1 protein-coding gene is annotated in these 354 nt (G+C 60.5%); it reads left to right on the top strand.

Annotated elements, in window-relative coordinates:
- On the top strand, window positions 1-354 hold a 354-nt coding region (locus tag J5M71_RS28975), incomplete at both ends, for an immunoglobulin-like domain-containing protein (RefSeq protein WP_207839132.1).

Raw genomic sequence — 354 nt, 5'->3', positions numbered from 1 at the left:
CGGCTGTGGATGCAACCGGTGCGACTTTCGAAAATCTGCAGCTGGGTGGTGCCGCTACGGTTCAAGTGACCGACACCACCGACGAAGTGGTGGCCAAACTGACCGCAACCCCTTCGGTCACCGAAGGTGGCGAGATCACCTACACCATCACGCTGACCAACAAAGACGGTCTGCCGATCAACAATCACGGCGCGTTGACCTTCACGCTGAGCGACGGCAAGACCGTTATCACCGTGCCGGCCAACGGCACGACTGGTTCGGTTACCGTCACTGCCCCGGACAACGTCTACACCGGCGCCAACGACCCTGTGGTCAAATCGATCGGTTCGGTCACTGGCGCTGACGTCGGCAAGT

Origin of the sequence: Pseudomonas sp. 43(2021) (assembly GCF_017490805.1) — a bacterium.
In the GTDB taxonomy this organism is placed as follows: Bacteria; Pseudomonadota; Gammaproteobacteria; order Pseudomonadales; family Pseudomonadaceae; genus Aquipseudomonas.
Note: the sequence above shows the minus strand (reverse complement) of the source record. Positions and strands in the feature narration are given on the sequence as shown.